This is a genomic window from Serratia sp. (in: enterobacteria), from assembly GCF_052400455.1.
GTDB lineage: Bacteria > Pseudomonadota > Gammaproteobacteria > Enterobacterales > Enterobacteriaceae > Serratia > Serratia ureilytica.
Window position 1 is genome coordinate 4868640 of sequence record NZ_CP185812.1, and the last position, 24882, is coordinate 4893521.

Consider the following 24882-nt stretch of genomic DNA (forward strand, 5'->3'; position numbering starts at 1 on the left):
CGGTCAGGCGTTAAACTCTTACCCTCTTCAAATTCACAACTCATGGAAATCCCAGATGACGAAACATTACGATTATCTAGCAATTGGCGGCGGCAGCGGCGGTATCGCATCGATCAACCGGGCAGCCATGTACGGCCAAAAGTGTGCGCTGATTGAAGCCAAAGAGCTGGGCGGCACCTGTGTAAACGTGGGTTGTGTACCGAAAAAAGTCATGTGGCACGCGGCGCAGATCGCCGAGGCCATCCATCAGTACGGCCCGGACTACGGCTTCGACACCACCGTCAACGCCTTCGACTGGAAAAAGCTGGTCGCCAACCGCACCGCCTATATCGACCGCATCCACAATTCCTACGATAACGTGCTGGGCAAGAACAAGGTTGACGTGATCAAAGGGTTCGCGCGCTTCGTGGATGCGCACACCGTGGAAGTGAACGGCGAAATCATCACCGCCGATCACATCCTGATCGCCACCGGCGGCCGCCCGAGCCATCCGGCTATTCCGGGCGCGGAATACGGTATCGACTCCGACGGTTTCTTTGAGCTGGACGCCATGCCGAAACGCGTCGCCGTGGTGGGCGCCGGCTATATCGCCGTGGAGATCGCCGGCGTGCTGAACGCGCTGGGTGCGGAAACGCACCTGTTCGTGCGCAAGCACGCGCCGCTGCGCACCTTCGATCCGATGATCGTCGACACCCTGGTGGAAGTGATGAACACCGAGGGGCCAAGCCTGCACACCGAATCGGTGCCGAAAGCGATCGTCAAGAACGCCGACGGCAGCCTGACGCTGCAGCTGGAAAACGGCAAGGCATTCACCGTCGACTGCCTGATTTGGGCCATCGGCCGCGAACCGGCGACCGACAACCTGAACCTCGGCGTGACCGGGGTGAAAACCAATGAGAAAGGCTACATCGACGTCGATAAGTTCCAGAACACCAACGTCAAAGGCATCTACGCGGTGGGCGACAACACCGGCGCGGTAGAACTGACCCCGGTCGCCGTGGCCGCCGGCCGCCGCCTGTCCGAGCGCCTGTTCAACAACAAGCCGGACGAGCACCTGGACTACAGCAACATCGCCACCGTGGTGTTCAGCCACCCGCCGATCGGCACCGTCGGCCTGACCGAGCCGGAAGCCATCGAGAAATTCGGCGCGGACAACGTGAAGGTGTACAAGTCCTCCTTCACCGCCATGTACAGCGCCGTGACGCAGCACCGCCAGCCGTGCCGCATGAAGCTGGTGTGCGCGGGTAAAGAAGAGAAAATCGTCGGCCTGCACGGCATCGGCTTCGGCATGGACGAGATCCTGCAGGGCTTCGCGGTGGCGGTGAAGATGGGCGCCACCAAGAAGGACTTCGACAACACCGTGGCTATCCACCCGACTGCGGCGGAAGAGTTCGTCACCATGCGCTAAGCGCTACGTTTATCCCACTCTCAGGCCGGGGTAAATACCGGCCTGTTCTTTTTGTGCGGTTTACTATTCCCTTCGCACCCGCCTGCTTTTTCTGCCATTATTCTGCCTGATAAATTAGCGGGACTGATACAAACCTCCCCGCGCCTCTGGAGAACGCCGATGCTGTTCAAACTATGCAAAACCCTTGCGATGGCCTGCGTGGCCCTGATTATCGCCCAGAGCAGCGCGCTCAGCTTTACCCTGGAAGTGGCGGGCAAGATCGACAACGTGACCGATCCGGTCAACAAAAGCTATCTGTTCACCGATAAACAGCTGTTGGCGATGCCGGTGCACAGCATCACGACCTCCACCTCCTGGACGCCGCAGAGGAAGTTTGAAGGGATTTCGGTGGCCGACATCCTGGAGCGCGTCGGCGCCAAGGGCGAGACGCTGACCTTCTACGCGCTGAACGATTATTACATCGACGTGCCGTTGTCCGACGTCAAGAAGTACAACATGATCCTGGCCTACAAGATGGACGGGGAGATGCTGAAGCTCAGAAACTTCGGCCCGCTGTTCCTGGTTTATCCGCGTGACGCCGCCGGGCCTGAGCTGAACTCGCCGTTGTACAACTCGCGCTTTATCTGGCAAGTCGACAGGATCGTGATCAAATGAAGCTGACGACCTTTAAGAACGGCAGCAGGCTGGCGATACCGGCCATCTTCGCCGCGCTGTTTCTGGTGGCTTCGACCGTCACGCTCTATTACTACAGCGCCACCCTGTCGAAGAAAGGGCTGTATGCCATCGCCGGCACGCAGGAGAACTACTCCTGGTCGATCGCCAAGTTCTCCATCAAGCTGGCGGAATTCGACACGTTCGTCGAGCAGCAGAGCCACGCGCCGCAGGTGGACAACGACAACCTGCGGCTGCGGTTCGAAATCCTCTATTCGCGCTTTTACGTGCTGGAAACCGTCTCCGAATCCACGCAACCGCTGTACGCCGAGCCGGGCTACCCGGAAGTGGTCAAGCAGATGCGCCTGCAGATGGATCGCATCGATAAACTGCTGGATAACCCGAAAATCGACTTCAATCAGGTTTTCGCGGCCATGAAGGCCATTAAGCCTTACGCCATCGAAATGGCCAACCTGACCGACCACGCCGAGGTGAAGCAGCGCACCGCCGCCTATGAGGACTACATCGAGAAACGGCACATCATTTTCTATGGGCTGGTGATTGCCATGTTCTCGGTGATCGCGCTGATCGCCATCACCCTGATCGTGTTCCGTCAGCAGCGGCTGACCATTCGCCAGCAGGCCAAGGCGATCGAGGCGGAGAAAGCGACCCGCACCAAAAACGCCTTCCTCGGCGCCATCGGCCACGAACTGCGCACCTCATTGCAGAGCGTGATGTCGGCCATCGACGTGCTGGTGAATACCCGGGTATCGGCGGAGCATGCGGACACCTTCCAGCGGCTGGAGACCGCCGCGCAGCAGATCGAAAGCCAAATGAAAGATCTGACCGACTACGCGCACCTCGACAGCGGCATGATGGAGCTGCGCATCGTGCCGTTCGACGCGCAGAAGCTGATCGCGGAGACCGCCAACGAAATCGCTACTTTGACCCGCAAAGAGCAGGTCAAGCTGAGCTGCGAGGTGGAGTGCAGCCACCTGTTGGTGCATTCCGACCCGCTGCGCATCCGGCAGATTATCGTCAACCTGCTGACCAACGCCTACAAATACACCGAAAGCGGCAGCATTACGCTGCACAGCTGTCTGCGCCGTCAACCCGGCGGCAGTTCGTTGATTATCGAAGTGACCGACACCGGCATCGGTATCGAAAAAGACCAGCTCGATCAGATCTTCAAACCCTTTACCCAGTTGGATCAGTCGCATACCAAGCAATATGCCGGCGTGGGGATGGGGTTGGCGATCGTGCACGGCCTGGTGACGCTGCTCGACGGCACCATCACGGTGTACAGCGAAATCAAGAAGGGCAGCACCTTTATCGTCAGCATTCCGGTGCAGATCAGTGAAGAAGAACGCGCCGACGAGCCCGCCACCGCCAATACCTCTCTGCAGCAGAAACCGCAGCAGGTGCTGGTGGTGGATGACAACAAGTCGGTGGGTGACGCCTTTGCGGCGTTGCTGGATAAGCTGGGTTACCAGCACGAACTGTGCGACTCGCCGGAGCGCGCGCTGCAGAAACTGCTCAGGCGCCCTTATGACGCGCTGTTGCTGGATCTGCAGATGCCGGGCATCGACGGCGCCGCCCTGGCCAGGCAGCTGCGCAATCGTCGCGGCCCCAACCGCCATGTGCCGATCATCGGCATCAGCGCCTACACGCCGGAGCAACTCACGGCGGATCAGCGCGCGCTGTTCGACAACTACCTGATGAAGCCGGTTCGGCTGGATGCGCTGTCGAACGCGCTGGCCGAGGTGTTCCCCGCTAAAGATTAAAACAGCGTTGCAGTGCGGCTTCGATCACATGGAGCCGCACCGGTTTTTCATAAGGGCCGAGCACATCGTACTCGCGCATCGCCTGAGCGATTTCCGATTCGCGTCGATCGGTGCCCAGCTCACCGGTCAGCACCAGTACCGGCGCGTCCGGGTTGTCGGAGGCGCGGATGGTGGCGATACAGCGATCCGCCGTTTCTTCACCGATCAGCCAGTCCACCACGTAACCGTCGAACAGGCTTTGCTGCAACGCCTGACAGAAGCTGTCGACGTCGTAAAACGCCACCGCGTTGAAACCGCAGCCGCCAAGATACTTCGCCAATTCATCGGCCGCCTGATGCGAATCGTCCAATACCGCAATGCTCAGACGCTCGTCGTCGCCATAGCCGGGCCGGATTTCGATCAGTTCGACGCCATAACGCGGCCCTGCCGGCGCCTCATCGGCGCGATAGATATGCCATTGCCCCTCGGTGCGCAGCGCCACAAATTCCGCCGGCCGCCCGGCGGGAAGCTCGTCGCCGATGTGCCCGACGCAAGGCATCGCGACCCCTGCCACAAAAAAGATGGCATCGCGCGCCATGTTCGGTTCGGCCGCCTCGTGTTCGGCGCTCAAATCGGCGATCGCCGCCGGCGTTTCTCCGAGCGCGGCCGCGACGCTGTTGATCTGTTCCAGCGTCCAGGGGCTTTGCCCTTTCAATTTGCGGTGCGCATGTGAAAAACTCAGATCCAAGATGCGGCTGAGCTCTCGGGCATGCTGACGTTTTCCAATCCCGTAATGTAAAAACAGCTCTCTGACCCGATTGGCAATCGACTGTGAATCGAATTTTTGGTGATTGTTATCCATTTGTTCCTTCGATTTTTTTTACTGATTTATCAGTCGTTTTGATTATTTCTGCTGAAAAAGCCACATCTAAAACTAGCATCCCATGCAATTATGCGTTAAAAACGTTGCTTGACATACCATGTTGCATCGTCAAACATGGTATCAAAAGAGACATACAGCAATACACTATAAAAAAACAACACCAGCACGTTTTTTAATAATAACCATAGTAACACCAGGGAAAATTTGTTCCGTTGCCGCTACTGAGACGATGCTCACATCGCTCGGACTGCATAAGCAAAACGGGGCTTGAGCCTTTAGCGCTAATCTGTTTTACCCACTTTTGAGCCGGGATCCGTCAGGGTCCCGGTTTTTTATTGTCCTGACGCCGCGCCATCATACGTTCTCCCCCCACCGCCGCAAATAAAAACGGAGCCGGCATGCCGGCTCCGTTGTCGTTGTAATGACCGCTGAACGTCAGAAGCGCCAGGTGAAGCCGGCGTTGACGCTGTTATCCTGATGGTGCTGCGACAGCAGCCCGCCGTAGCCCAGCGACAGCGAGGCGTTTTCGTTCACCGCCACTTCCGCCCCGGCCTTCAGCACCATGCCGTCACGCGACACCGGCACGCTGTCCACCACGAACGGCGCGTTGCCGCCGTTGAACCGCAGCCCGGTGCCACGCGCCAGCCCGCCGTACTGGTGTTGCCACCCCAGCTCGCTGCGCAGCGCCACCGTCGTGCCCGGGGTCACCTGCCACGCGGTGTCCGCACGCAGCCCCAGCGTCGACACCGTCGCATCCGTGTGCTGCTTGTCGCCGCGCAGCGCCGCCGCGCCGCCGCTTTCCGCGATGCCGTTGTTTTCGAAGTTCACGTACGCCAGGTTGACGAACGGCTCCAGGTTCAGCCACTCGCCCCGCACGCTGTAGCCCGCTTCCGCGAACAGCTGTTCGGTACGCGCGCTGTACTTCGCCGTGTCACGGTCCGACTGCATCCCGTAGTTCACCGACCGTTTGGTGTCGATGCGGTGCCAGGTGTAGCCCGCCCCGCCACGCAGCGCCAGCGCCCCGAACTGCTTGTCGCCGTACGCCGCCAGGTGGTAGTTGTCGCTGTCCGCCTTCGACCCGTAGCCGCCGTGCAGCGAGGTGCGGGTGTAGCCGGTCGCTACCCCCAGCCGCCAGTCGGCCGCCGCCGCCGAGTCCAGCCCCACCAGTACCCCGTAGGTCGAGGCCTGATAGCCGGTGGCGTTGGCGTCGCCCGACGCGTGGTCCCACGCCCCCAGCAGCTGCGCCCAGGCGCCGTCCTCGTCCGCCTTGATGGCCGACGAGCTCGCCAGCCCTTCCGCCTGACGCAGACGCCCGTTCAGCGCCTCACGCAGGTAGCGGCTGTCGTTCACCAGCGCCGACGCGATATCCGCATGGATTTGCCCCGAAAGCTGACGGAACGCCTGCCGCGCCTCGCCCGCCGTGCCGCTGTTAAGAACGCTTTCGTACACCGGGTTGCCCGCCGCCAGCGCATCCGCCGCCGCCGCCACCGCCCGCTCGTTCGGCGTCTGCGCCACGCTGGCGAAGCTCGTGCCGTTGCGCCCGACGCTCAGCGTCACCCCGGCCGGCTGGTAGCTCAGCCCGGTGCCGAGGAACAGGTAGTTCGGCGCCACCGCGTCAAACTGCCCGCTCACCCCCTGCTGCGCGCTCAGGATGGTGTACTGCTGGCCCAGCAGGCTGCGCACCTCGCTTTGCGTCAGCAGGTTGGCGCTGTTCTCCAGCGTCACCGCCACCTCGCCGCCGCCGATCGTCGCCGATCCGCTGCTCTGGATCCGATCGCTCTGGCCGTTCGGCCCCACTTCCACCGCGTAGCGCGAACCCGGCTCGAAGCTGACGTTGCCCGCCACGTTCAAGGTGCCGATCGAGTTGCCCGGCGCCACGGTGCCGCCGCGGCGGGCGGTCAGCGAACCGACCGTGCCGCTGCCGCCGACGATGCCGCCGCTCTGCACGCTGACGTCCGAGGTGACCGAGCCGTTGATCGCCAGCCGCCCCTGATTGACCAGCGTCGGGCCGGAATAAGTGTTGTTACCGGTCATGATCAGCGTGCCCATCCCTTCCTTGGTCAGGCCGCCGTGGCCGGAGATGTTATTGGAGTAAACGTCCAACTCACAGCTGATATCGTCACACTTCCTGGCATGCAACGTACCGGCATCCACCTCGGCGCCCAGTCCCGGAATATTGACGACAAACTGGGTCGGGCCGTAGGCCACGCCCGTCGGATCCGGGATGCGGAACTCTGCGGGAATATCCTCGACGGTATAGAACATGCCCGGGCCGTTGATGGCCTTGCCCAGGTTGATCATCCCCCAGCCGTAGAGCGCGTCGATGCCCGGCGCGCCCATGTCGGTGGCGGTGGTTTTCAGCACGTCGGCAATCTGCGCCGAGTTCATGTACGGGAAACGCTGCAGCAACACCGCCACTGCGCCGGTGACGTGCGGGGTCGCCATCGAGGTGCCGTTTTTATTGCCGTAGTCCGACACCAGATTGGCCGGATCGGAACCGTTGGCCACGGTGCTGTAGATTTTGCTGCCCGGCGACGAGACGCAGAAGCTGGCGGTATAGCCGCAGCGGGACGAGAAGCTGCTGATGGTGTAAGGCACGCTGTTGGCCGATGCCGCATCCTGCGCCACGCTGGCGACCGACAGCCAGTTCGGCGCGATGTCCGGCACGAAGTAGGCCAGCCCGCTGATCACATCCGGTTGGTTGTAATTGCCGTCGTTACCGGCGGCGAACAGCACCAGAATATTTTTGCGCGCCGCGTCGATGGCGCCCTGATAGCCTGCGCCGGCCAGGCTACCGAGCAGCGGCTTGACCTGATCGAATTGCTCCTGCGCATCCTTCAGCTCAAAGTGCAGCGCGTTAGGATCGCGGCCGCCGTCGGACAGGAAATCGGGAATGCTGACGCCCCAGCTGTTGTTGATCACCCGCACGCCGCTCTTGATCATCGCCTGCCAGCCGGCATTGGTGACGGCGCCGTCCAGGCCGAGGAATTCGCCGTACGCCGGGCCATCGTTGTCGTTATCGACGCTGATCACCTGCGAATCGAAGGCCACGCCGTGCATGCCGACGCCGTCGCGATTCGCCGCGCTGATCCCCGCGACGTGCACCCCGTGATTGCTCAACATGCCCTGCGAACCGCTGTAGAAGTGGAAGGTGCCGTCGAAGTAAAAGCGATCGCCGGCGTTAATTCCCGGCCGGTGCGGATCGGTATAGGCGCGGTAGCCTTCGGTGACGACGTTGATCAGTTTGCCGTCGCCGGCGAATTCGGGATGGCGGTTAACCGGAGTGTCGAAAATGCCCACCTTTTGCCCTTTGCCGGTGTAGCCGGCGGCGTAGGCCTCATCGGCGTGGATCGCCCCCAACCCCCAGTTGGCGTTGAATTCAGCGCTGCGCCAGCTGGCCGGATCGCCGGGTTGGCCATTCACCTCGTGCGGCGCCGCCTGCGCATACCCTGCCAGCGCCATGCAGCAGACCAGCGCGTTCAGCCGCCACGGCGAGCGACGAACGTTTCCTTTGCTATCAAAACCCATTGTTGTTGTCATTTCCTTACCTTTTGCTTGTTATTGGCCGACGCCCCAGGTGCGCCGGGTTCTCATTAGCAGGATGTGAAAAAGGAACCACCCGCAGGCGGTTCCCGTACAAGGATTGAGTCGATGTTGCTTAGAAACGCCAGGTGAAGCCGGCGTTGACGCTGTTGTCCTGATGGTGCTGCGACAGCAGCCCGCCGTAGCCCAGCGACAGCGAGGCGTTTTCGTTCACCGCCACTTCCGCCCCGGCCTTCAGCACCATGCCGTCACGCGACACCGGCACGCTGTCCACCACGAACGGCGCGTTGCCGCCGTTGAACCGCAGCCCGGTGCCACGCGCCAGCCCGCCGTACTGGTGTTGCCACCCCAGCTCGCTGCGCAGCGCCACCGTCGTGCCCGGGGTCACCTGCCACGCGGTGTCCGCACGCAGCCCCAGCGTCGACACCGTCGCATCCGTGTGCTGCTTGTCGCCGCGCAGCGCCGCCGCGCCGCCGCTTTCCGCGATGCCGTTGTTTTCGAAGTTCACGTACGCCAGGTTGACGAACGGCTCCAGGTTCAGCCACTCGCCCCGCACGCTGTAGCCCGCTTCCGCGAACAGCTGTTCGGTGCGCGCGCTGTACTTCGCCGTGTCACGGTCCGACTGCATCCCGTAGTTCACCGACCGTTTGGTGTCGATGCGGTGCCAGGTGTAGCCCGCCCCGCCACGCAGCGCCAGCGCCCCGAACTGCTTGTCGCCGTACGCCGCCAGGTGGTAGTTGTCGCTGTCCGCCTTCGACCCGTAGCCGCCGTGCAGCGAGGTGCGGGTGTAGCCGGTCGCTACCCCCAGCCGCCAGTCGGCCGCCGCCGCCGAGTCCAGCCCCACCAGTACCCCGTAGGTCGAGGCCTGATAACCCGTGGCGTTGGCGTCGCCCGACGCGTGGTCCCACGCCCCCAGCAGCTGCGCCCAGGCGCCGTCCTCGTCCGCCTTGATGGCCGACGAGCTCGCCAGCCCTTCCGCCTGACGCAGACGCCCGTTCAGCGCCTCACGCAGGTAGCGGCTGTCGTTCACCAGCGCCGACGCGATATCCGCATGGATTTGCCCCGACAGCTGACGGAACGCCTGCCGCGCCTCGCCCGCCGTGCCGCTGTTGAGCAGGCTCTCGTACACCGGGTTGCCCGCCGCCAGCGCATCCGCCGCCGCCGCCACCGCCCGCTCGTTCGGCGTCTGCGCCACGCTGGCGAAGCTTGTGCCGTTGCGCCCGACGCTCAGCGTCACCCCGGCCGGCTGGTAGCTCAGCCCGGTGCCGAGGAACAGGTAGTTCGGCACCACCGCGTCAAACTGCCCGCTCACCCCCTGCTGCGCGCTCAGGATGGTGTACTGCTGGCCCAGCAGGCTGCGCACCTCGCTTTGCGTCAGCAGGTTGGCGCTGTTCTCCAGCGTCACCGCCACCTCGCCGCCGCCGATCGTCGCCGATCCGCTGCTCTGGATCCGATCGCTCTGGCCGTTCGGCCCCACTTCCACCGCGTAGCGCGAACCCGGTTCGAAGCTGACGTTGCCCGCCACGTTCAGGGTGCCGATCGAGTTGCCCGGCGCCACGGTGCCGCCGCGGCGGGCGGTCAGCGAACCGACCGTGCCGCTGCCGCCGACGATGCCGCCGCTCTGCACGCTGACGTCCGAGGTGACCGAGCCGTTGATCGCCAGCCGCCCCTGATTGACCAGCGTCGGGCCGGAATAAGTGTTGTTACCGGTCAGCACCAGGGTGCCGATACCCTGCTTGGTCAGGCCGCCGTGGCCGGAGATATCGTTGCTCCAGACGTCCAGCCCGCACAGCACATCGCTGCAGACGCGCTCGGTCGGTTTGCCCTTGTCCAGCACCGCGCCGACGCCCGGCAGATCCACCACGAATTGGGTCGGGCCGTAGGCCACGCCCGTCGGATCCGGAATACGGAACTCCGCCGGAATATCCTCGGCGGTCACCAACATGCCTGGCCCGTTGATGGCCTTGCCCAGGTTGATCATCCCCCAGCCGTAGAGCGCGTCGATGCCCGGCGCGCCCATGTCGGTGGCGGTGGTTTTCAGCACTTCCGCCACCTGTGCGCCGCTCAGATACGGGAAACGCTCCATCAGCACCGCAACGCTGCCGGCCACGTGCGGCGCCGCCATCGAGGTGCCGCTGTATTTGGCGTAGCCGGTCGTCAGATTCTCCACGCTGGTGCCTTCAATCACCGAGCTGTATACCCGGGTGCCCGGCGCCGAAACGCAGAAGCTGGCGGTGTAGCCGCAGCGGGAAGAGAAGGTGCTGATGCTGTAGTCGCCGCTATTAGAGGGGTCCTGCAAGCTGGCGACCGACAGCCAGTTCGGTGCAATCTCCGGCACGAAATAGGCCAGGCCGGCCATGGCGTCCGGGTTGTTGAGGTTGTAATCGTTACCGGCAGCGAAGATGGTGACCACGCCGCTGCGCGCCGCGTCGATCGCGCCCTGATAGGCGCCGCCGGGCTTGGTGCCGAGGATCTGTTTGATCTGATCGAACTGCTTTTGCGCATCGTCGACGGTGAAATGAGGGTAAGCGGGATTCTTGCCCCCCTTGGCGAATTTATCGGTAATGCCGATACCCCAGCTGTTGTTGATGATGCGCGCGCCGCTGGCCACCAGCGCATCCCAACCGGCCTGGTACACTGCGCCGTCGTTGCCGAGGATGATGCCGTCCTCCGGGCCGGGATCGCCGTTTTCGGCGCTGATGATCTGCGCATTGAACGCCACGCCGTGCATGGCGCCGCCGTCGCGGCTGCCGGCGGCGATGCCGCCCACGTGGGTACCGTGCGAACCGAGCGTGCCATCGGAGTCCACGCTCGGCGTACCGTCATAGCGGAAAGTGTCGCCTTTTTTCACCGGAATATAGGGATCGGTGTATTCGCGGATGCCTTCGGTAACCAGATTGATCACCTTATTCTCACCGGCAAACTCCGGGTGCTTGGCGTAGACCGGCTGATCGAAAATGCCAAGTTTGATGCCTTTTCCGGTATAACCGGCGGCGTAGGCCTGGTCGGCGTGGATCGCCCCCAGCCCCCATTCCGCGTTGAACTCACTGCTGCGCCAGCTGGCCGGATCGCCCGCTTTGCCGTTCTCTATATAGCTGGAGGCCTGCGCGCCGCCGATCGCCGTCAGGCAGATCAGCATCGCGCTCCATTGTGCGCGATGAACTCCGATTTCAGGCCAGCCGAAGGCCGCCCAAGCGGATTTGACTCCTCTAAGTTTCTTCTCCATCCCAGATACCGTCCGTTGTTGTTTGCAAATGTTTTATAAGATTTTTTGTGTAACAGTTTGGTAACACCAAATAAATAAAGCACAACAATCTCAAGTGCGCTTAATGTGTCACTCGGCAATTCGGTGGGCGGAGAGAACGTTTCAGGGATGAATCAGACGGGGGACGATAAGGAAAGAGAATGATCTCGATCAGCGCTGAGGCGGCATTTATTCGCGGGAGATAATTAAATTAATACAATGATAAATAATGATATTTAATTAAAAGACAACCAAGGAAAGCGTCGCCTGAAAAGTGCTTAACAGGCGCTTTTTATCACTTTTAATTATAACTTTTGCCAATATTTACTCAGTGAATTATGCTGGTTTTTCACTCAGGCAGCGGCAAAAATTGGATTATCCTGCTGATGTTTTTTTGCTGTTCATCGCATCCTCTTCCGCCTGACGCAGGATGGCTTTGGCCATCCATTGCGTGACATCCTGGATACCCTCAAGCTCTAGCCCCCAGATATCTTTCAGCACCAGGAACACCTCAGAACCGTAAATCAGCGAGAAAGCATGAATCACTCTCTGTAAAGAATCTGGCGGCAGTTTACCCTGCAACGGCTCTACCGCCAGCGCCAGCAGCCGCTTGCGGTTGCCGCGCACGAACTTTTCGCCCGGCGTGGCGTGCGCCCACTGCTGCAAAGAGAGCTGCAATGCGGCGCGCAGCGCCCCTTCGTGTCGCTCCATCTGAGGATAAGCCAACGTCAGCAACTGCTGGATGCGCTTCAGGGCATCGTCGTCCTGCGGGCGCCACGCCAGAATAGGCCCCAGACTTTCCGCCACCACCGCAGTAATTAATGCGCTTTGGGTCGGGAAATAGCGGTAGGCGGTCGCGCGCGATACCTGCGCATGCGCCGCCAGATCGGTGATCGATGGAAACGCGCCCTCGCCATACAGCGTCATTGCGCTGGCCAGCAACAAACGATGTGTTTTCGCCCGGGCGGAGGTCAGAGAAAGGTCGGACGGGGTGGGAAAAGCATTTATCGGCACTTAAACCTCATACATCTGTACACGCTTGCGCGACAGGCGAGACGCCACTGCCGACAGGTTGACGACAAAGGGTTGGCCGCGCAAAAAGCTCAAAAATGAGACAGGAGTCCCATTTTGCACTGAGCTGCCCTTGCAAAAATGATACTGCCGTCTCATTATATAAATACATTAATCAATTTAATTTAAATGCCAACACCAGGGCACCCAAAAAAACATAATACATTAATTTTTAAATAAAAATTAGAAACACCCCGGAAAAACCCATGAAAGATACTTCAAATTTTGTCTATATTGCTACCACAGCAGATACGAAAGGACAAGAGTTGGAGTATGTGCGGCGGCTGATTGCCAGCCTGAATTTACCCACGCGAACCGTCGATCTCTCCACCCGAAGCTTGCCATTTGACTCCCCGGCCGATATCGGCCCAGAAGAGGTCGCTCGCCACCATCCGGCGGGCGCAGGCGCGGTCTTTCTAGCCAGCCGCGGCCAGGCAATCGCCGCCATGGCGACCGCTTTCGAACGTTTTATCCTGACGCGCCGCGATATCGCCGGCCTGCTTGGCCTGGGCGGCTCCGGCGGCACCGCCATCATCACGCCGGCAATGCAGCAGTTGCCGATTGGCCTGCCGAAATTGATGGTCTCGAGCATGGCGGCGGGAGACGTTTCCGCCTATGTCGGCGCCAGTGATATCAGCATGTTGTATTCGGTCACCGATCTCGCCGGCCTGAACCGTATCTCGCGCCGGGTGCTGGGCAATGCGGCGCGCCAGATAGCCGGCGCAGTCCGCTTCGCCGCCGTCGATCATCACGACGACAAGCCCGCAATCGGCCTGACGATGTTTGGCGTCACCACCCCCTGCATTCAGGCGCTGGTTGCCGATCTTGAGCCGCAATGGGACTGCCTGACGTTTCACGCGACCGGCAGCGGTGGCAGAGCGCTGGAAAAACTGATCGATAGCCGGCAACTGCACGGCGCCATCGATTTGACCACCACCGAAGTGACCGATTACCTGTTTGGCGGTGTGCTGCCCTGCAATGCAGATCGTTTCGGTGCTATCGCGCGTACCGGCATCCCGTGCGTACTCTCCTGCGGCGCGATCGACATGATCAACTTCGGCGCGCTGAATACGGTGCCGGCTCGCTACGCGAACCGCCTGCGCCATCATCACAATCCGCAAGTGACGCTGGTGCGCACCAGCCCGCGGGAAAATGCGCTAATCGGACATTGGATTGGCGAGAAAATCAACGCCTGCGCGGGCGAAGTGCGCTTCGTGATCCCGGCGGGCGGCGTGTCGGCGCTGGATGCCCCTGGGCAACCGTTCTGGGATCCCGCAGCGCTGGCCGCCTTTACGCAAACGCTGGAGGAGACGGTGCACGCCACCCATAAGCGCCGGTTAATAAAAACGCCTTACCATATTAACGATCCGCGCTTTGCGCAGGCCGTTGCCGAACAGTTCCGACATATTGCCGCTGGGGAATGATAATCACTCGCTGCCGGGCCTGCCGGAGATAACGCCGAAAAAAAGCCAGACAAATAGTCTGGCCCTTTTTTATTTACCGCGAGCGTATATTACTGACCGGAGGACATCTGCTCCTTCATTTTATTCATATGGTCCATCATCTTTTGCTCACGTTTCTGATAATTCTCATTGTATTGTTTTTTCTGCTCAGGGGTCAGCAGGTTATACATTTTATTTTCCGCCTTGGCGCGTTCCAGCATGCGTTCGGATTGCGCTTTGCCGATCGCGTCAATTTGCGCCTTCGCCTTCGCTTCATCGAAGCTGTCGGAAGCCACCAGATTATGCAGCGCCTGGCGTTCCTCTTTCATGCCCGGACCGCGTTTCGAGTGCGACTCTTTCATGATATCGCGCATTTGCTGGCGCTGCTGCTCGGTCAGGTTCAGCCCGGCGAACGGGCCGCCTTTACCTTCACCCTTGTGATGCATCATTTTCATCGGCGCCGCATCCGCAGCCGGGGCCGCCGTCGTATCAGCGGCGAACGCCGCAGAAGCAGAACCCAGAGCCAGCGTGGAAGCAATAAATAAAGCCGTCAATTTACGCATAATCATTTCCTTAAAAATTTTTCTTCATCAGGAGCGCTGTACGTTAACAGGCTCATTCGTTCGTCGAAGATAATAATAGGCTGATAAAATTCAAGTAATGCGAGGGTGTGTAAACTTTTTAAAACCCGTCACGGGTTTATTCACCAATTATGAAAAAACTATGAAGAAGGCGTTTATTTGATGGAAATTTTAATTTCTCGGCAAAAATCTCCCCGACAGGGTTATTTTTCAGCCGCCCTCTCACCGCTATAATTTACTCGCCCACAAGGCAACCTTGCATCAACCGTTTTTCATTAGCGGGGAAGCCGGTACAAACTTCGCACGACCCGATGTTCTCCTCCTACACTTTAAGGCAACCGGTCGCCGGGTGGCGCGTACACCGCAAAACTAATCATTGCTTATAGAATAGTTTCCATTACCCGCCCCGCCTGTGAAAACCTGTTATATGATGCACAGACGCGCACGGCGACCACTTTCGGGCCCACAGGCCGCCAGCGGTTCTTCGTGCTGACCGGCCGCCCGTGCTCTTTTGAGGAATCATCATGTCCGCAGACCAAGGCCCTGAGCTTCTTAACGCCCACTTCGGCACCCAGAGCCCCCACTGGCGGCTGGCGTTTGACAGCAATGCCCTGGAGCTGTCCGCCGTTAAGGGCAAAGCCCACGTCGCGGTGGCGCTGAGCGCCATGGACGCGGCGAAAATTCGCCGTTTGACCGGCGTGACCGCCAGCCTTGAACTCACCATTACGCTGGCCGGCGAACCGCTGCATCTGCATCTGGTCGGGCGCCGCGTCAATAACCTGGAATGGGCGGGCACCGCGTCCGCGTTCAGCGATACCCAATCCGTGGCGCGCGATCTGGTGCATGGGCTCTCCTTCGCCGAGCAGGTGGTGTCCGAAGCCAACTCGGTGATCGTGATCGTCGACCAGCACGGCCGCATCCAGCGCTTCAATCGGCTGAGCGAGGAGTACACCGGGCTGCACGAACACGAGGTGATCGGCAAGAACGTTTTCCAGCTGTTTATGAGCCCGGAAGAAGCCGCCGCCTCGCGGCGCAACATCGCCGGCTTCTTCCGCAACGGCTCTTCGTATGAGGTGGAACGCTGGGTAAAGACGGTCAAGGGCGAGCGGCTGTTCCTGTTTCGCAATAAGTTCGTGCACAGCGGCAGCGGCAAGAACGAGGTGTTTCTGATCTGCTCAGGAACCGACATCACCGAAGAGCGTCGCGCGCAGGAACGGCTGCGGGTGCTGGCCAACACCGATATCATCACCGGCCTGCCGAACCGTAACGCCATCCAGGACAAGATCAACCACGCCATCGCCACGCGCGGCGAAGAGAGTTTCGGCCTGGTGTACCTCGATCTCGACAACTTCAAAAAGGTCAACGACGCCTACGGCCATATGTTCGGCGATCGGCTGCTGGTTGAGGTCTCGCTGGCGATCCTCGGCTGCCTGAGCCCGGATCAGGTGCTCGCCCGCCTCGGCGGCGACGAATTTTTGGTGCTGGCGCCTCAGACCGATCGCGAACATTTGCAAACGCTGGCGCAGCGCATCATCGATCGACTGAAGACCCCTTTCCGCATCGGCCTGATCGAAGTGTATACCGGCTGTTCGATCGGCATCGCGCTGTGCCCGGAGCACGGCAACGATCTCGACAGCCTGATCCGCAGCGCCGATACCGCCATGTACGTCGCCAAGGAGCACGGCAAACGCACCTATACCGTCTTCTCGCCGGAGATGAACAAGCGCGTCGCCGAATACATGTGGCTGGACACCAACCTGCGTAAAGGGCTGGAGCAAAATCAGCTGGTATTGTATTACCAGCCTAAAATCGACGCGCGCAGCGGTGAAGTGCACAGCGTGGAAGCGCTGGTGCGCTGGGATTCGCCGGAGCGCGGCCTGATCCCGCCGCTGCAGTTTATCTCCTATGCCGAGGAGTCCGGCCTGATCGGCCCGCTGGGCCAATGGGTGTTGCAGACCGCCGCCTGCCAGGCGGCGCAGTGGCGAGAGCGGGGATTGAATCTGCGGGTGGCGGTCAACCTCTCCGCCCGGCAGCTGGCAGACGACGGCATCGTCAACGATCTGCTCGGGGTGCTGCGCCGTCACCGCATGGCCCCTTGTCTGCTGGACTTCGAGTTGACTGAAAGCAGCCTGATTGAAGACGAAAACCGCGCGCGCGTGCTGATCACCCGGCTGCGCGAGCTGGGCGCGCAGGTGCATCTCGACGACTTCGGCACCGGCTATTCGTCGCTGGCGCAGCTGGCGCGCATTCCGCTGGACGCCATCAAGCTGGATAAAAGCTTCGTGCGCGGGGTGAATTTCAACCCGGTTTCGCAATCGCTGGTGCGCGCGATCGTCGCGGCGGCGGAGGCGCTGGCCTTCCGCGTGATCGCCGAAGGGGTGGAGACCGAGAGCGAAAATCAGTTCCTCGACGAGGTCGGCGTGGACGAAAAGCAGGGCTTTCTGTTTGCGCGGCCAATGCTCCCGGAACAGCTGGAGCATTGGCTGCTGTCCTATCGCCCGCGCTCACCTTCCGCGTGAGGCGGGCGCGTTAACGTTAGCCGGCACGACGCAGGTTCAGGGTGTGGCGATCCTGCAACATCACCAGCCGCTCGATGTAGGCGCGATCTTTTTCCTCAATGGTGAAGGCCGAGTGCACCCAATCCTCGGTAATGTCCATCAGCTCGGAACGCGTCAGCTGCAGCACGCGCTGACGCGCCCGCAACATGGCGCGCATGCCGTTGAGCTTCGGCCGGATGGTATCGATGAAAGTGCGCGTCGCCATGTAGGCGTCGCCGGGCTGGAACAGCTGATCCACCAGCCCACGGCTCTCGAACCACTCTGCGGTGTGCGACTCGCCGCCCCAAATCAGTTCTTCGGCCAAGCGCATGCCCGCCTTGCGCGCCACCAGCGAGTAACCGCCCATGCCGGGAAACAGGTTGAACGCAATCTCCGGGAACCCCATGCGCGCATTGTTCTGCGCCAACACGAAATGGTGCGCCAGCGCCGCTTCAAAGCCGCCGCCCAGCGCGCTGCCTTCGACCATCGCAATGCTGACCGCGCCGGTATCGAAACCGCGCGCCGCCGCATGCACGCAGTCGATGCAGGCACGCGCGTAGGCCATCATCGCCTCGCGTTTGCGGTTCTTGATGGCTTCGGCGAAGAACTGCAGATCGCCGCCGACGTTAAACATGTTCGGCACCAGCGAGCCGGTGACCCAGAAATCGAACCGCAGCGAAGACTCTTTCGCCGCCTGCGCCAGCGTCATGATGTCTTCGATCAGCGCCTGATTAAAGCAAGGACGCGGCGCAGCTCGCAGCAGCATCCACATGATATGCCTCTCCTCTTCATAGTAGGCGGAAAGCTGCGACAGATTGCCCGCTTCGGTAAACGGACGGCAGGTGGGGTGATTGAGCAATTTCATAAGACCTTCCAGTTTTTCTGTTGATGACGGGTGAGACCGTTCCAGCCCCTACGGCTGCAGCGGAGCGGCGCTCGGCAACGCGTGGCGCCACATCATGAGTAAACGCTTTCTCGCCGACGAAACAGATAAAAATTGGAGGTAGGGAAGTGAAAAAACCGAGGCGCGGCGGGGTTTTCATAGGAATTTTACCTATCGACCGCCTCCTGGCATTTCATGCCGGGCGCTAACGCGTTAAGCTCGGAAAATGACCGTTTGCCGCCCCGGCGCTCAAAACGCCGCGGGGCTTTGGCTATAATCAACGCGGATACATGCCGTTTAACGTTAAGGAAATCGTGAAGTAATGCCTACAGGACCAGACCAGGAACGCCGCCAGCCCGCACAAGACACGCCGCCGAAGCCGCTTATCGCCATCAAGACCGGCCATGAAACGCTCGACCGCCGCATCAGCGGTTTTTCACGTCTGATTGAACGCATCAAAGCCTGGCCGAGCGTTGCGCACCTGCTGCGCGCCGCCGAACGCTTTAACGATCGGCTGGGCAGCCAGTTCGGCGCCGCCATCACCTATTTTTCATTCCTCTCGCTGATCCCGATCCTGATGGTGTCGTTCGCCGCCGCTGGTTTCGTGCTGGCTTCCAACCCGGATCTGCTGGCCCGTTTGATCAACCGGATCGTCGGCAGCATCAGCGATCCGACGCTGGCCAGCACGCTGAAGAACACCGTCAACACCGCCATTCAGCAGCGCACCACCGTGGGATTGACCGGCCTGGCGCTGGCGCTCTATTCCGGCATCAGTTGGATGGGCAACCTGCGCGAAGCGATCCGCGCGCAATCGCGTGACGTCTGGGAACGCAATCCGCAGGATCAGGAGAAAATCTATTTCAAGTACACCCGCGACTTCATCTCGCTGACCGGCCTGGTGGTCGCGCTGATTATCACGCTGTCGCTGACCTCGGTCGCCGGCTCGGCGCAGGCGGCGATCGTCAACGCGCTGGGGCTGGACGGCATCGAATGGCTGCGGCCGGCGTTGACGACGATCGCGCTGTCGATCTCGATTTTCGCCAACTATCTGCTGTTCCTGTGGATTTTCTGGATGCTGCCGCGCCACAAACCGAAGAAAAAAGCGCTGCTGCGCGGCACCTTGCTTGCGGCTATCGGCTTTGAGGTGATCAAGTTCGTGATGACGATGACGCTGCCGCAGGTGGCGAAATCGCCTTCCGGCGCGGCCTTCGGCTCGGTGATCGGGCTGATGGCGTTCTTCTACTTCTTCGCCCGCCTGACGCTGTTTTGCGCCGCCTGGATCGCAACGGCCGACTACAAAGGCGACAAAGCCTTGCCGGAACGCGAGCCGCCGGCACGCTGAAGCCATGCAATCGTGCCGGTGTTATCGCACGCGCCGGCACTTTCCTCTGGTTAATGAGCAAAAAACCAGTCAATCTCTCTAAATCATGCGGCATGGCATTCGAAAAACCAGCATAACAAACTACCCAGTCACTTTTCTTTCCCGTTTTTACAGCCATTCACACTGTATGAACCCCATTTCTCAACGTTTAACGCTACAGAAAAGAAGTCAGGTAAAACATTAGTCTTTTTAACCGGTTAGCGGCGGCGCAGCCCAGAGTTCCAGCGTTGAAAAGGCGGAATGCTGTCACTAAGATGGATTTTTACCCCCTCCAACAATAAGAAATAGATATGCAAGCCACCATCGCACCCCCACTCGACGCCGACGACGCGTCTACACCGGTGAATTCCCGCGGGAAAGTCATCGTCGCCTCGCTGGTCGGCACCGCCATCGAGTTCTTCGACTTTTACATCTACGCCACCGCCGCGGTGATCGTGTTCCCGCACATCTTCTTCCCGCAGGGCGACCCGACCACCGCGACGCTGCAGTCGCTGGCCACCTTCGCCGTCGCCTTTGTCGCGCGCCCTATCGGCTCTGCGCTGTTCGGCCACTTCGGCGATCGCGTGGGGCGCAAGGTGACGCTGGTCGCCTCGCTGCTGACCATGGGGATTTCCACCGTGCTGATCGGCCTGCTGCCGAGCTATGAAACCATCGGCATCTTCGCCCCTATCCTGCTGGCGCTGGCGCGCTTTGGCCAGGGGCTGGGGCTGGGTGGCGAATGGGGCGGCGCCGCCTTGCTGGCGACGGAGAACGCGCCGGCCAAAAAACGTGCGCTGTACGGCTCCTTCCCCCAGTTGGGCGCCCCGATCGGCTTCTTCTTCGCCAACGGCACCTTCCTGCTGCTCTCGTGGCTGCTGAGCGACCAGCAATTTATGGAATGGGGCTGGCGCGTGCCGTTCATCCTCTCCGCCGCATTGGTGCTGATTGGCCTGTACGTCCGGGTGTCATTGCATGAAACGCCGGTGTTCGCCAAAGCGGCCAAGGCCGGCAAACAGGTGAAAGTGCCGCTCGGCACGCTGCTGAGCAAGCATCTGAAAGCCACCATCCTCGGCACCTTCATCATGCTGGCGACCTACACGCTGTTTTATCTGATGACGGTCTATTCGATGACCTACGGCACTGCGCCGCAGCCGCTGGGGCTCGGTTACTCCCGTAACAGCTTCCTGTGGATGCTGATGGTGGCGGTGATCGGTTTCGGCGTGATGGTGCCCATCGCCGGCCTGCTGGCGGACGCGTTCGGCCGTCGCAAGACCATGATCGCCATTACCCTGCTGATGATCGGCTTCGCGTTCCTGTTCCCGACCCTGCTGGGTTCCGGCAACCAGGCGCTGGTGATGGGCTTCCTGCTGTGCGGCCTGAGCATCATGGGGCTGACCTTTGGCCCGATGGGCGCGCTGCTGCCGGAGCTGTTCCCCACCGAAGTGCGCTACACCGGCGCATCGTTCTCCTACAACGTCGCGTCGATTCTCGGCGCGTCCGTGGCGCCTTACATCGCCACCTGGCTGGCGGCCCACTACGGGCTGTTTTACGTCGGCATGTACCTGGCGGCGATGGCCGGGCTGACGCTGCTGGCCCTCCTGCTGATGAAAGAAACCCGCCACCAGTCGCTGTGATCCTCTGCGGCCCCCTCACTGCGGGGGGCCGCACGCGTTGTTCGTTTCCTGTCATAAAACCGGGCTATGCTGGACGTTTCTCTCGGTAACAGGATCGGCCGATGTCTCTGCGTCGTGGGGTATTTGTCTGCGTGGCGCTGCTGGCGGCTCTCGCCATCGCGCTCTATTACGGGTTGAAACCCGACCATCCCGATGCGCTGTGGCGCATCGTCAGCCAGCAATGTCTGCCCAATCAGCAGGCGCATGACAACCCGGCGCCCTGCGCGCAGGTGGATGTGCAGGCCGGTTTCGTGGTGTTTAAAGATCGCAACGGGCCGCTGCAATACCTGCTGATGCCCAGCGCCAAAATCACCGGTATCGAAAGCCCGGCAGTGCTGGACGCCGCCACGCCGAATTTCTTCGCCCAGGCCTGGCGCGCGCGCCACGTGATGGCGGAACGCTATGGCAAACCGATCGACGACGGCGATATTTCACTGGCGATCAATTCGGAATATGGCCGCACGCAAAACCAGCTGCACATTCATATCTCCTGCCTGCTGCCGGCGGTAAAACAGCGGCTGGCGCAGATCGGCCCCCATTTCATCGAGCAATGGCAACCGCTGCCCGGCGGCCTGTTGGGGCATGACTATCTGGGGCGGCGGGTGACCCCCGCCGAACTGGAACAACAGGGCGCCTTCCACCTGCTGGCCTCCGGCCTGCCGCGCGCCGACGGGCGCATGGGCAGCTTCGGCCTGGCGATGACCGCGCTGCCGGACGGGGATTTCCTGCTGCTGGCAACCGAGCGCAGCCTGCTGCCGTTCACCCTGGCCTCGGCGGAAGAGATCCAGGATCACGACTGCCGGCTGCTCACGCCGCCGCCGCGCGCCTGACTATTTTTTGCCTTTCATCTCCCGCAGGATCTGCCCGCACTGGTTCTCCTCGCCGCCTTCACTGGGCGAGACCAGCGCCAGCAGCGCCGCCGCCGGCGTCAGCACCGCCCCCAACGCCACCGCCGCCGCGCCGCGCGCGATCAGCGGCCCGGCTTTGACCCCGGCGTCCGGATGCTTGAAGGTGCCTTTCACGTACAGCGGCGATCGCAGGGTCAGCACGCGCATGCCCTTGCTTTCCGGATCGATGGACAAATCCAGCCGTTCGGTGGCGAGGTTGGTGTTGCCGGTGATGTTGATCACCGCGTTTTCGGTGTCGAACACGAACAGTCGCGGTGCGGCGACGCCGCTGCGAATGCCGACGTCCGCCGCCGCGCAGTTGATGCCCACCACGTCGTCACCGAACAGCTGTGCCACCAGATAGTTACCGACGTTCAGACCGAGGATCTCCATCAGGCTACGGCTGATCACCCCGTTATTGATCAGTAGGCGCAGATCGCCGTTGCTGGTCGCCAGCAGCTCGGCCACCGAATTGCCGCTGCCCGTCAGCCTGGCGTCGCCGTTCATCTGCCCGAGGCTGCGCTTCATCGCCTCCACGTTCGGCAACAGCTGTTTAAGCTGAAGTTTGCGTGCATGCATATCCACCTGCCCGCGCATCGGCTTTTTGCCGCCGTCGAGGCGCACGACGGCGTTCAGGCTGCCGCCCGCCATGCCGAAGCGCAGCGGATCCAGGCGCAGTTCGCCATTGTTCAGCTTCAGGTGCGTGGCCAGATCGCTCAGCGGCAAATCGCTGCCGCGTTCAATGCGCGCGGCGGCAAACTTCACGTCCGCATCCATCTTGCTCCAGCTTTGCGTATCGAACTGTTCGACCGGCAGCACCTTATCCGCAGGCTGACGGCTTTTCTCGCCGCGCCCGGCTTTGGCGGCGTTGGAGTCGGCGCCGATCAGCGGCGCCAGATCCGCCAACCTCAGCTGCCGGGAGTTCACCGCGCCGCTCAGCGTGGGCCGCGGTTTACCGGCAACGTACTTCAAGCTGCCGTGAATGTCGCTGTCGCCGATTTTTCCGTCGAATTTCTGGTACTCAAACACCGCGCCGCCCGGCTGATGCAGACGGGCGGTCAGATGGCCATCGGTCGCATACGGCGGGGTATTCGGCAACAACACGCCGGTCAGGCCATAGAGGTTGCTCAGGCTTTCACCGGAAAATTTCAGCTGTACATCCAGGCCGCCGAGGTTCAGCGGATCGGACAAGGTGCCCGCGACCACCACCCGGGTGCTGCCGGAGCGCACATCGGCCTGCAGCGGGAACGGCAAATCGGCGCTCTGCAGCGACAGCATGCCGCCAATCTTGCCGCTGCCGCTCAACGGTTCGCCGTTATATTTGCCCTTCACCTGCCAGCCGAAAACGTAATCGGGGGTCGCGGCCTTGTCGCCGCCCTGTTTGCCGATCACTTCACTGAACGGCAACGGCTTGCCGAGCGGATCGACGACGGCGCGGAAATCCGCCTTCAGCGTGGCGTCTTTAAAGGCGATCTGCCCCTTGTCGAATACGATGTCGTGAACGGTGAACGACCAGTCGGAAGGCGGCTGTTTGGGATCCTGGCCGGCGGCCAGGTCAAACGTCCAGTTGTTGTCGCCGTTGGCCAGACGTTGCAACGAAGCATTCGGCTGCTTCAGCCAGATGCGCGGGATCAGCAGCTCTTTACCCAGCAGCGCCAGCGGCGCAATGCTGGCGTCGACGCGCTGCAGCGTCACCATGCTGTCGCCGGGCATGTTTTTCGGGTTACCCAGCCACACGTCTTCGGCGTGAATATGCGGCCAGGGCACCCAGGCGCGCCAGCCGCCCTCATCCGGATTGCGCGACCAGTCGACGCCCAGATCGCCGCGAATGGCGAACGGTCGCCGCAGTTCGGCCGACACTTTGTCGTTGATGGTGGGCTTGAGTCGATTCCAGTCGAAGGTAGCAATGAAGATCGCCAGCGCGACGATCAGCAGCAGCACAATGCCGCCCAGCCAGCTGAAAACCTTTCCTGTTCTTGTCATAGCGGCTCCCTCAGCGCATAAATCGGGCTGCCGAATGAAAGGAAAAGGAGTTAGCAGCCCCGTTTAAGCCTAGCTGAGGATAGGCCGGAGTTCACGCCGGCGCGCCGGGCGCGGCGAACAGCGTCGGCACGCTGTGCAGAGTTTCAAAGCACGCCGGGCGGGAAAGGTAGTAGCCCTGAGCGGCCAACGCGCCGGAACGCTGCACCAGCCGCCACTCTTGTTCGGTTTCCACGCCCTCGACGATCACCCCGTCGCTGTGCTGGTTCATCATCTTGATCAGGGTGCCGAGCAGCTGGACGCCCTCTTCCGACTGTTTGAGCAAGGTAAACAATTCGCGCGCCACCTTGATGTATTGATAACGCCAGGCGCCGACGGCGGAGAAGTTGGCCAGCCCGCTGCCGAAATCGTCCAGCCACAGCCGCTCGCCGCCGACGATCTGCTGCAGCGGGCGGTTTGACGCCGTTTCGGCGTGCTCCACCAGCTCGAAGCGCAGATAGGGCATCTCGGCGATCTGCCGTTGCAACGCGCTATGGCGCTGCAACGCTTGCAGCGCGATGCCGTCGATATTGACCGACACCATCACCGCGTGACGAATGAACAATGCCTGCCAGCGCTGCAACAGCGCCAGCTGTTCCTGGATCACCTGCAAACGCTGGGCGACGCCGAGCGAGGAAAAATAATGCTCCGGGGATTGCCGCTTGTCCGGCTCATTCGGGTGATACACCGCCGTCAGCAGTTCCACCGCCAGCAGCGCGCCGCTGGTGCGATAAATCGGCTGGAAGGTATACAAGCGCCGGCATTGCCGCCAGTAGCGCCGCGATTTGGCGCAGGCATAGAGGGCAAAACAAGGCGCCAGCAGACCAGAGATCAGATTGGTTATCATCGGTACTATCGCCGTGGCGGGGAAATGAGAGCGCTGCCGCTGTTTCTTTACCCAGCTTATCGGCAACGCGGCGTAAAACTTTAAGCCGAA

At 61.2% G+C, this 24882-nt stretch carries 16 protein-coding genes; 8 read left to right on the forward strand and 8 right to left on the reverse strand.

Annotated features, from left to right (window positions below):
• Positions 1-55: 55 nt before the first annotated feature.
• The 3 genes from gorA (at position 56) to ACORQT_RS23380 (ending at position 3843) form a co-directional block, all read left to right on the forward strand.
• On the forward strand, positions 56-1408 hold the full coding sequence (gene gorA / locus ACORQT_RS23370; protein WP_047026523.1) for a glutathione-disulfide reductase: 1353 nt from the start codon (positions 56-58) through the stop codon (positions 1406-1408).
• Between the two features lie 159 nt (positions 1409-1567).
• On the forward strand, positions 1568-2062 hold the full coding sequence (locus ACORQT_RS23375; protein ID WP_049202894.1) for a molybdopterin-dependent oxidoreductase: 495 nt from the start codon (positions 1568-1570) through the stop codon (positions 2060-2062).
• The gene (locus ACORQT_RS23380; protein WP_444859289.1) at positions 2059-3843 is read left to right on the forward strand and encodes an ATP-binding response regulator; all 1785 of its coding nucleotides are present in this window, start codon (positions 2059-2061) and stop codon (positions 3841-3843) included. The genes ACORQT_RS23375 and ACORQT_RS23380 overlap by 4 nt, the downstream gene beginning before the upstream one ends.
• Here ACORQT_RS23380 and ACORQT_RS23385 read toward each other — a convergent pair.
• The 4 genes from ACORQT_RS23385 to ACORQT_RS23400 form a co-directional block, all read right to left on the reverse strand.
• Positions 3833-4684, reverse strand: a complete 852-nt coding sequence (locus ACORQT_RS23385; protein WP_164057854.1) for a helix-turn-helix domain-containing protein — start codon at positions 4682-4684, stop codon at positions 3833-3835. The two genes, ACORQT_RS23380 and ACORQT_RS23385, sit on opposite strands and share 11 nt — an antisense overlap.
• A gap of 456 nt (positions 4685-5140) precedes the next feature.
• Entirely contained in the window at positions 5141-8245 is a 3105-nt protein-coding gene (locus tag ACORQT_RS23390; RefSeq protein WP_444859290.1) for an autotransporter outer membrane beta-barrel domain-containing protein, read from the reverse strand.
• Between the two features lie 118 nt (positions 8246-8363).
• Entirely contained in the window at positions 8364-11387 is a 3024-nt protein-coding gene (locus ACORQT_RS23395) for an autotransporter outer membrane beta-barrel domain-containing protein (RefSeq protein WP_444859291.1), read from the reverse strand.
• Positions 11388-11867: 480 nt separating this feature from the next.
• Positions 11868-12419 carry a TetR/AcrR family transcriptional regulator gene (locus ACORQT_RS23400; RefSeq protein WP_223524953.1) on the reverse strand — a complete coding sequence of 184 codons (552 nt, stop codon included), beginning with the start codon at positions 12417-12419 and terminating at the stop codon, positions 11868-11870.
• 350 nt (positions 12420-12769) lie between these two features.
• Between ACORQT_RS23400 and ACORQT_RS23405 the strand changes: the two genes are divergently transcribed.
• On the forward strand, positions 12770-13987 hold the full coding sequence (locus tag ACORQT_RS23405) for a Tm-1-like ATP-binding domain-containing protein (protein WP_042785546.1): 1218 nt from the start codon (positions 12770-12772) through the stop codon (positions 13985-13987).
• Between the two features lie 89 nt (positions 13988-14076).
• On the opposite strand, the gene spy is transcribed toward ACORQT_RS23405, so the two are convergent.
• Positions 14077-14568, reverse strand: a complete 492-nt coding sequence (gene spy, locus ACORQT_RS23410; RefSeq protein ID WP_033645367.1) for an ATP-independent periplasmic protein-refolding chaperone Spy — start codon at positions 14566-14568, stop codon at positions 14077-14079.
• Positions 14569-15110: 542 nt separating this feature from the next.
• Here spy and pdeR point away from each other — a divergent pair.
• Positions 15111-17105, forward strand: coding sequence for a cyclic di-GMP phosphodiesterase (gene pdeR, locus ACORQT_RS23415; protein WP_164058028.1), 1995 nt, complete (start codon positions 15111-15113; stop codon positions 17103-17105).
• A 16-nt stretch (positions 17106-17121) separates the two neighbouring features.
• Here the strand turns inward: pdeR and ACORQT_RS23420 are convergent, their stop codons facing one another.
• Positions 17122-17988 (reverse strand): crotonase/enoyl-CoA hydratase family protein, encoded by an 867-nt coding sequence (locus tag ACORQT_RS23420; RefSeq protein ID WP_033652699.1) that lies wholly within the window; start codon positions 17986-17988, stop codon positions 17122-17124.
• A 340-nt stretch (positions 17989-18328) separates the two neighbouring features.
• Here ACORQT_RS23420 and yhjD point away from each other — a divergent pair, with 340 nt between their 5' ends.
• From yhjD to ACORQT_RS23435, 3 genes are all read left to right on the forward strand, one after another.
• The gene (gene yhjD / locus ACORQT_RS23425; RefSeq protein ID WP_021505224.1) at positions 18329-19348 is read left to right on the forward strand and encodes an inner membrane protein YhjD; all 1020 of its coding nucleotides are present in this window, start codon (positions 18329-18331) and stop codon (positions 19346-19348) included.
• 329 nt (positions 19349-19677) lie between these two features.
• On the forward strand, positions 19678-21000 hold the full coding sequence (locus ACORQT_RS23430; RefSeq protein ID WP_016930463.1) for an MFS transporter: 1323 nt from the start codon (positions 19678-19680) through the stop codon (positions 20998-21000).
• A 101-nt stretch (positions 21001-21101) separates the two neighbouring features.
• On the forward strand, positions 21102-21869 hold the full coding sequence (locus ACORQT_RS23435; RefSeq protein ID WP_164058029.1) for a CDP-diacylglycerol diphosphatase: 768 nt from the start codon (positions 21102-21104) through the stop codon (positions 21867-21869).
• On the opposite strand, the gene ACORQT_RS23440 is transcribed toward ACORQT_RS23435, so the two are convergent.
• A complete protein-coding gene (locus ACORQT_RS23440) occupies positions 21870-23909 on the reverse strand; it encodes an AsmA family protein (protein ID WP_164058030.1) in 2040 nt (679 codons plus the stop codon). It abuts the gene before it with no gap.
• Positions 23910-24000: 91 nt separating this feature from the next.
• Positions 24001-24792 carry a cyclic-guanylate-specific phosphodiesterase gene (gene pdeH / locus ACORQT_RS23445; RefSeq protein WP_042785549.1) on the reverse strand — a complete coding sequence of 264 codons (792 nt, stop codon included), beginning with the start codon at positions 24790-24792 and terminating at the stop codon, positions 24001-24003.
• Positions 24793-24882 lie beyond the last annotated feature (90 nt).

What these genes read in the sequence shown, in the direction of transcription:
- gorA (WP_047026523.1), top strand. Translation starts at nt 56, where the DNA reads ATGACGAAACATTACGATTATCTAGCAATTGGCGGCGGCAGCGGCGGT.
- ACORQT_RS23375 (WP_049202894.1), top strand. Translation starts at nt 1,568, where the DNA reads ATGCTGTTCAAACTATGCAAAACCCTTGCGATGGCCTGCGTGGCCCTG.
- ACORQT_RS23380 (WP_444859289.1), top strand. Translation starts at nt 2,059, where the DNA reads ATGAAGCTGACGACCTTTAAGAACGGCAGCAGGCTGGCGATACCGGCC.
- ACORQT_RS23385 (WP_164057854.1), bottom strand. Translation starts at nt 4,684, where the DNA reads ATGGATAACAATCACCAAAAATTCGATTCACAGTCGATTGCCAATCGG.
- ACORQT_RS23390 (WP_444859290.1), bottom strand. Translation starts at nt 8,245, where the DNA reads ATGACAACAACAATGGGTTTTGATAGCAAAGGAAACGTTCGTCGCTCG.
- ACORQT_RS23395 (WP_444859291.1), bottom strand. Translation starts at nt 11,387, where the DNA reads ATGCTGATCTGCCTGACGGCGATCGGCGGCGCGCAGGCCTCCAGCTAT.
- ACORQT_RS23400 (WP_223524953.1), bottom strand. Translation starts at nt 12,419, where the DNA reads ATGACGCTGTATGGCGAGGGCGCGTTTCCATCGATCACCGATCTGGCG.
- ACORQT_RS23405 (WP_042785546.1), top strand. Translation starts at nt 12,770, where the DNA reads ATGAAAGATACTTCAAATTTTGTCTATATTGCTACCACAGCAGATACG.
- spy (WP_033645367.1), bottom strand. Translation starts at nt 14,568, where the DNA reads ATGCGTAAATTGACGGCTTTATTTATTGCTTCCACGCTGGCTCTGGGT.
- pdeR (WP_164058028.1), top strand. Translation starts at nt 15,111, where the DNA reads ATGTCCGCAGACCAAGGCCCTGAGCTTCTTAACGCCCACTTCGGCACC.
- ACORQT_RS23420 (WP_033652699.1), bottom strand. Translation starts at nt 17,988, where the DNA reads ATGAAATTGCTCAATCACCCCACCTGCCGTCCGTTTACCGAAGCGGGC.
- yhjD (WP_021505224.1), top strand. Translation starts at nt 18,329, where the DNA reads ATGCCTACAGGACCAGACCAGGAACGCCGCCAGCCCGCACAAGACACG.
- ACORQT_RS23430 (WP_016930463.1), top strand. Translation starts at nt 19,678, where the DNA reads ATGCAAGCCACCATCGCACCCCCACTCGACGCCGACGACGCGTCTACA.
- ACORQT_RS23435 (WP_164058029.1), top strand. Translation starts at nt 21,102, where the DNA reads ATGTCTCTGCGTCGTGGGGTATTTGTCTGCGTGGCGCTGCTGGCGGCT.
- ACORQT_RS23440 (WP_164058030.1), bottom strand. Translation starts at nt 23,909, where the DNA reads ATGACAAGAACAGGAAAGGTTTTCAGCTGGCTGGGCGGCATTGTGCTG.
- pdeH (WP_042785549.1), bottom strand. Translation starts at nt 24,792, where the DNA reads ATGATAACCAATCTGATCTCTGGTCTGCTGGCGCCTTGTTTTGCCCTC.